The 6437-nt window shown below is 71.7% G+C and carries 6 protein-coding genes; 5 read left to right on the top strand and 1 reads right to left on the bottom strand.

Annotated features, from left to right (window positions below; genetic code table 11):
- Positions 1 to 1073, bottom strand: a 1073-nt coding sequence (locus AB0M20_RS21110) for a nitrate- and nitrite sensing domain-containing protein (RefSeq protein WP_364300544.1), incomplete at its 3' end; no start/stop codon positions are given.
- Between the two features lie 503 nt (positions 1074 to 1576).
- Between AB0M20_RS21110 and AB0M20_RS21115 the strand changes: the two genes are divergently transcribed.
- From AB0M20_RS21115 to AB0M20_RS21135, 5 genes are read left to right on the top strand one after another with little or no spacing between them, the layout of a single operon-like run.
- Positions 1577 to 2443, top strand: coding sequence for a hypothetical protein (locus AB0M20_RS21115; RefSeq protein ID WP_364300546.1), 867 nt, complete (start codon positions 1577 to 1579; stop codon positions 2441 to 2443).
- A 21-nt stretch (positions 2444 to 2464) separates the two neighbouring features.
- A complete protein-coding gene (locus AB0M20_RS21120) occupies positions 2465 to 3829 on the top strand; it encodes an AMP-binding protein (RefSeq protein WP_364300548.1) in 1365 nt (454 codons plus the stop codon).
- Between the two features lie 12 nt (positions 3830 to 3841).
- Positions 3842 to 5563: an acyl-CoA dehydrogenase gene (locus tag AB0M20_RS21125; protein ID WP_364300550.1), complete on the top strand. Its 1722-nt coding sequence runs from the start codon at positions 3842 to 3844 to the stop codon at positions 5561 to 5563.
- A gap of 2 nt (positions 5564 to 5565) precedes the next feature.
- Positions 5566 to 5964 (top strand): hypothetical protein, encoded by a 399-nt coding sequence (locus tag AB0M20_RS21130; protein ID WP_364300553.1) that lies wholly within the window; start codon positions 5566 to 5568, stop codon positions 5962 to 5964.
- 21 nt (positions 5965 to 5985) lie between these two features.
- Complete coding sequence (locus tag AB0M20_RS21135; protein WP_364300555.1) at positions 5986 to 6396, top strand: cytochrome P450; 411 nt, start codon at positions 5986 to 5988, stop codon at positions 6394 to 6396.
- The last annotated feature ends 41 nt before the right edge of the window (positions 6397 to 6437 follow it).

Consider the following 6437-nt stretch of genomic DNA (forward strand, 5'->3'; position numbering starts at 1 on the left):
CCGGCGGTGGCCCGGCGGACCGCCTCGGGCAGTCGTTCCCCGGCCATCCGGTTGGCCTCGGCGGCCAGCACGGCCAACGGCCGGGCGATCGAGCGGGAGGCGACCACGGCCAGATAGACCGCACCGGCGAGACAGGCCAGCACGACACCGAGCAGCACACCCATGCGGGCGGTCGCCCGGTCCTGCAACGTCTCGGCGCGCGCCCGGATCACCGACCCGACGTGCTGCTGCAGCCGTTGCATGTCGTCCAGGACCGTGGTCAGTGCCGACCACCAGGACTGCGGATTGACCTGTAGGTTGCGGCCGTCGCCGGCGTTCAGGGCGACCTGTTCGAAGTACGCCGCGGTCTGCGCCGCACCGGTGTTCAGCACGTAGTCCCGGGCCTGCTGCTGGGTGGGGGTGGCGTAGCGCCGGAACGCGGCCAGCGCGGCGTCCTTGGCCGCCCGCATCGTGATGAACCGCAGGAACTCGCCGGACTCGAAGCCGCTGGCGGAGAACACGCCGTTCAGGAACGCCCGCTCCTGAGCCGTGGCCTCCTTCGCGTCGCCGAGCGCCTGCAACGCCTCGACGCCCCGGCGCAGGCGGCTGTCCGCCGAGCTGTCCAGGTTGTAGTCCACATCGGTCAGATCGGCGATCCGCCCGGTGTAGAAGCTGAAGGTGGGCGCGCGTCCGGCCGCGCCGGTGTCCGTGCCGGCGCGGACTGCGGCCAGGCCGTCGAGCCGGCGCAGGGCCGCCGAGACACGAGTTTCGGCCGTGCCGCCGGCCCCGGCCTTCCCGCCGGCACTGACCAGACGCTCGACGGCTGCCCGCTTGTCGTCCACGCGTTGCCGCGCGGGCGCCAGCTCCGCGCGGAAGCCGACGTTGCCGCCGAGCAGGCCGGCGGTGAGACCGCGCTCGGTCTGCAACTCCTGCACCAGGTCCTGGACGGAGAGCACCAGCGTGACCGCCCGCTCCGAGGCGCCCGCGCTGCGGTAGGCGCCGACCTCGACGACGGTGATGACGCCGAGCAGCGCCAGCACCGCCGCGACCGGCAGCGCCAGCATGTGGACGACGCGGCGGCGGATGGTGGACACGCTTCGCTCCAATCGACGGTCTTGCCGCTCTTTACGGCATCGCACCGTAGCCACGCGGTGACACAGGATCGACGTACTTCGTGTCCGATGTGATTTCACTTTCGGGGGAGTCCGGGCCTTCCCGCCGACTCCGTCCACAGGGGACGCGGTGGACGGACACGGTGTGCGCCGGGACGCCGGTCCGTGGGGCGCTAATGGGGTGCCCTGAGCGAAGTGTTCGCCGGTGCGTGATCTGTTCCGGACTGTGTGTAATGAGGGTTTCTCGTGGTCTGCGACCCCAAGTACGACTCGGACGTGCAGGCCGAGCGCTGCCTCTGCACGGCTGAAGGTCTCGGTCGTTCGGCCCCTCGCGACCGAGTCGTTGCGCTTGGTAGCCTTCCGCGGTCACGGCCGGTGAGCCGGCTCACCCTCAGCCGGGACAGCCACGGGACGGAGGTCTCGATGACACGGGTCTCGATCGCATGGGCACGGCGCCCATGAGTCGGCACGCACGGAGGTCTCCGATGACGGACAACCGCATGAAGGATCGGGTCAAAGTAATGCTCGGAACACCAGCCGAGACCGAGACGTCGGAGCACGCCATGGTCGCTCAGCAGCAGAACCCCCGGTTCCCCGACCAGGCGCTTCAGGTCCTCACCATGGCCCAGCGCACCGCCGAGGAGCACGTCGCCACCGCCCATCACCAGGCGGACAAGATCCGGACGGACGCTCAGGCGGCCGCCGAGCAGATCGCCCGCGATGCCCAGGTGCACGCGCACAACGTGCGGCGCGAGGCGGACAAGGTGCTCTTCGAGGCCCGTCAGGCCTCCGAGCAGATGGCCCGCGACGCCCGCGCCCGCACCGAGGAGGCGCAGCAGAACGCGGACAAGATCCTGGCCGCGGCGCAGGAGCAGGCCGGTGCGATCACCGCCGAGGCCCGCAACGCCGCCGACCAGCTCAAGGCCGCCGCCCAACTGCGCCACGACGACCTGGTGGGCAGCCTCGGCGCCCGCCGCGAGGCGCTGCAGCAGCAGATCGAGGCGCTCGAGGTGTTCGATCGGGAGTACCGCGGCCGGCTCACCTCCTTCATGCAGGGGCAGCTGCGCGCTCTGTGGGTCGACCAGCCGCAGGTGACCGGCGAGCTGGAGCCCGTGCCCGCGCACTCCGCCCCGGAGCCGCCGGCGGCGATCGAGCAGGGCCCGCGCCCGCCGGAGCACATGCCGAACGGATTCGTGCCCGCCCAGCGGCCCGGCACGGAGCAGCGGGCCGGCACAGACCAGCGAGCCGGCACAGACCAGCTGGCCGGCGCGGAGCAGAACCAGCAGAACCAGCAGAACCAGCAGGAGCAGACGGTCGAGGCCCCGGCCGACGCGGAGGCGGGCGACCGCTGACGCGGGCATTAGCGTGTCCGCATGGCGCTGCTTGATTCGCTGACCGCCGCGGACGACCTGACCGCCGCGGTGACCTGCCCCGACGCGACGCTGTCGAGGCACGAGCTGCTCGGCCGGGCCGCGGCGGTCGCCGCCGGGATAGCCGGTGCGCCGGCCGTCGCGGTGCACGCCACTCCGACCGCCGCCACGGTCGTCGCGGTCACCGCCGGGTTGCTGGCCGGCGTACCCGTGGTGCCGGTCCCGCCGGACGCGGGCCGGCTGGAACGCGCCCACCTGCTCACCGACTGCGGCGCCACGCTGATGCTCTCGGACGAGCCCGCGGCGGCCGGGGAGAGCGGCCTGCCCGTCCTGCCGGTCTCCCGGGCCGGCCGCGGCGCCGTTCCGCCCGAGCCGCCGCCCTCCAAGCCCGCGCTGGTGCTCTACACCAGCGGCACCACCGGCCCGCCGAAGGGCGTGGTGATCTCCCGCGCCGCGATCGCAGCCGACCTCGACGCGCTGGCCGAGGCCTGGCAGTGGACGGCCGCCGACACCCTCGTGCACGGCCTGCCGCTCTTCCACGTGCACGGGCTGGTCCTCGGCGTGCTGGGCGCGCTGCGCGTCGGGTCGCGGCTGGTGCACACCGGTAAGGCCACCCCGGACGGGTACGCGGCCGCGGGCGGCACGCTCTACTTCGGCGTCCCGACGGTGTGGTCGCGGATCTGCGCCGCCCCGGCCGCCGCCCGAGCGCTCGGCACCGCCCGCCTGCTGGTGTCCGGCAGCGCGCCGCTGCCCGTACCCGTCTTCGACGCCCTTTCCGCCCTGACCGGTCAGGCCCCCGTCGAGCGGTACGGCATGACGGAAACCCTGATCACGGTCAGCGCCCGCGCCGACGGCCCACGCCTGGCCGGACACGTGGGCACGCCACTGGCCGGGGTGCGGACCCGGCTGGCCGGCGAGGACGGCCACCTGCAGGTGCGCGGGCCCACGCTGCTGGACGGGTACCTCCGCGGCGGCACGGTGGAGCCGCCCGGGCTGGCCGAGGACGGCTGGTTCCCGACCGGCGACATCGCCACGATCGACGCCGACGGCAACCACCGCATCGTCGGCCGCGCCTCCACCGACCTGATCAAGACCGGTGGTTACCGGGTCGGCGCCGGCGAGGTGGAGGACGCGCTGCTGCTGCACCCGGCGGTGCGCGAGGCGGCGGTCGTCGGGACGCCGCACCCCGACCTGGGGGAGCAGGTGACCGCCTTCGTGGTGGCCGACCCGGTCGGCGAGAGCGAGCTGATCGCCTTCGTGGCCGAGCGGCTGGCCGCGCACAAGCGGCCCCGGGTGGTCCGGATGGTCGACGATCTACCCCGCAACCCGATGGGCAAGGTACGCAAGAGTCGCCTCAAGGAAATGTGAGACCCTCGACGGATGTCGCTGATCCTCTCCCGCCGGGACCTCGATTTCCTGCTGCACGAGTGGCTCGACGTGACGGCGCTGACCAGCAGATCGCGGTTCGCCGAGCATTCGCGGGAGACCTTCGACGCCGTGCTCGACCTCGCCGAGCAGCTCGCCGAGCGCGAGTTCGCCCCGCACAACCGGCGCAACGACCTGGAGGAGCCGACCTTCGACGGCACCACGGTCACGGTGCAACCCGAGGTCGGCAAGGCGCTGCGGGCGCTGGCCGACTCCGGGCTGCTGTCCGGGGGTTTCGACGAGTCGGTCGGCGGAATGCAGCTGCCGATGGTGGTCGGCCGGGCCGCCTTCGCGTGGTTCCAAGCGGCCAACGTCGCGACGTCGGCGTACTCGATGCTCACCGTCGGGAACGCGCACCTGATCATGACGCACGGCACGCCGGAGCAGGTCGACACCTATGTGCGGCCGATGCTCGAGGGCCGGTTCACCGGGACGATGTGCCTGTCCGAGCCGCAGGCCGGGTCCTCGCTCAGCGATGTGACCACGCGGGCGGAGCGGCAGGACGACGGCACGTACCGGATCACCGGCAGCAAGATGTGGATCTCCGGCGGCGATCACGAGCTCACCGAGACGATCGTGCACCTGGTGCTGGCCCGGGTCGTCGGCGCGCCGGCCGGGGTCAAGGGTCTGTCGCTGTTCGTCGTACCCAAGCATCACGTCTCGCCGGACGGCACGGTGGGCGACCGCAACGCGGTCTCGCTGGCCGGGCTCAACCACAAGATGGGCTACCGGGGTACGACCAACGCGGTGCTCGCCTTCGACGGTGCCACCGGTCATCTGGTCGGCACCGAGGGCAGCGGCCTGGCGATCATGTTCCAGATGATGAACGAGGCCCGGATCGGCGTCGGGGCCGGCGCGGTGGCGCTCGGGTACACGGGATATCTGCACGCGCTCGCGTACGCCAGGGATCGGCGCCAGGGCCGGCCACCCGGCGGGAAGGACCCCTCGGCACCGCCCGTGCCCATCATCCGGCACCCCGACGTGCGCCGGATGCTGCTGGCCGCCAAGAGCTACGCCGAGGGCGGGATGGCCCTGGTGCTCTACGCCGCCAAGCTCGTCGACGAGGACGACGACCTGCTGCTCGACGTGCTCACCCCGATCGTCAAGGCGTGGCCGTCGCAGTGGTGCCTGCGCGCCAACGACCTGGCCATCCAGGTGCACGGCGGGTACGGCTACACGCGCGAATACCCGGTCGAGCAGTTCTACCGCGACAACCGCCTCAACCCCATTCATGAGGGTACGGACGGCATCCAGGCCCTCGACCTGCTCGGCCGCAAGGTCACCATGCGCGGCGGGGCGGGCCTGGCGGCGCTGGAGACGGCTGTCCGGGCCACGATCGCCGCCGCACCGCCGTCGCTGACCTGGATGGCGACGACGCTGGAGGCCGGGCTCGACCGGCTGCTCGAGACGACGCGCCTGGTGTGGGCGTCCGGCGACGCGAACAAGGCGCTGACCAACGCGACGCCGTACCTGGACGCGGCCGGGCACCTGGTGATCGCGTGGATGTGGCTGTCGCAGGCGATCGCGGCGGACGGCAAGGAGGGCTCGTTCTACGACGGCAAGCGCCTGGCCGCGCGGTACTTCTTCACGCACGAGCTGCCCCGCACCGGGCCGTGGCTGGACCTGGTCGCCAGCGGTGACACCCTGCTGCTCGACCTGGACGACACTTGCTTGTAGACGTGCTGCCCGGGACGTGGCGGGTGGCCGCGACCACGTTCCCGATGTGGCTCTCCGGGCGGCGCCTCGACCCGACGTTCACCTACACCCTGCTCGCCGAGGACCCGCTCGTCCTGCGGGACGAGGTCCGCTACCGCACCCGGTCCGGTGCTTCGCGGGTCATCGCAGGCGTGGACCGCTTCTCCGGCGACCGGTTCGTCTGGCGAGGTTCCGGGCTGCTGCGCCCGCTGAGCAGCCGGTGGCGGGTGGTGCACGTGAGCGACGACCGCGATCTGGTCGTGCTCACCTTCGACAAGTCGCTGGTGACGCCGGCCGGGATGGACGTCATCGTGCGGCGGAACGCCGGCCGGTCGTCGATGCCCGGGAATCTTCCGGGTGCCGATGCATTGCACTGGCTGTAGCCCGCCGCGTATGCAAGGTCCATGACCCTGACCCCGCCGCCGGTGGCTCCCGGACTGCCCGTGCTCGGCAACGCCCTGCGGATGATGGGCGACGTCCAGGGGTTCTTCGTGGACACCCACGCCCGGATCGGTCCGGTCTACCGCATCCGGGCGCTGAACCAGCGGTTCACCATCATGTCCGGGCCGGAGGCGAACCGGTTCCTGCTCGAGCGCGGCGACGAGGTCTTCTCCAGCGTGGACACGATGGGCGGGCTCGACCGCGAGTTCGGCATGCGGGTGCACGCGCTGCGCGGCCGGCCGCACCGGCATCTGCGCAAGCAGCTCGGCGCCGGCCTGTCCCGCGAGCTCCTGGCCGCGCGCTGGGATGCCGTGCTGGCGCAGCCCATTCAATTACGGCCATTTGGAATTTTGAAAAACAAAATTATTTCTTAAAAAATTTGTAACGTTAGCTTATCAAAGCTAGCGTTTTTTTA

It is taken from the genome of Actinoplanes sp. NPDC051633 (assembly GCF_040681735.1).
In the GTDB taxonomy this organism is placed as follows: Bacteria; Actinomycetota; Actinomycetes; order Mycobacteriales; family Micromonosporaceae; genus Actinoplanes.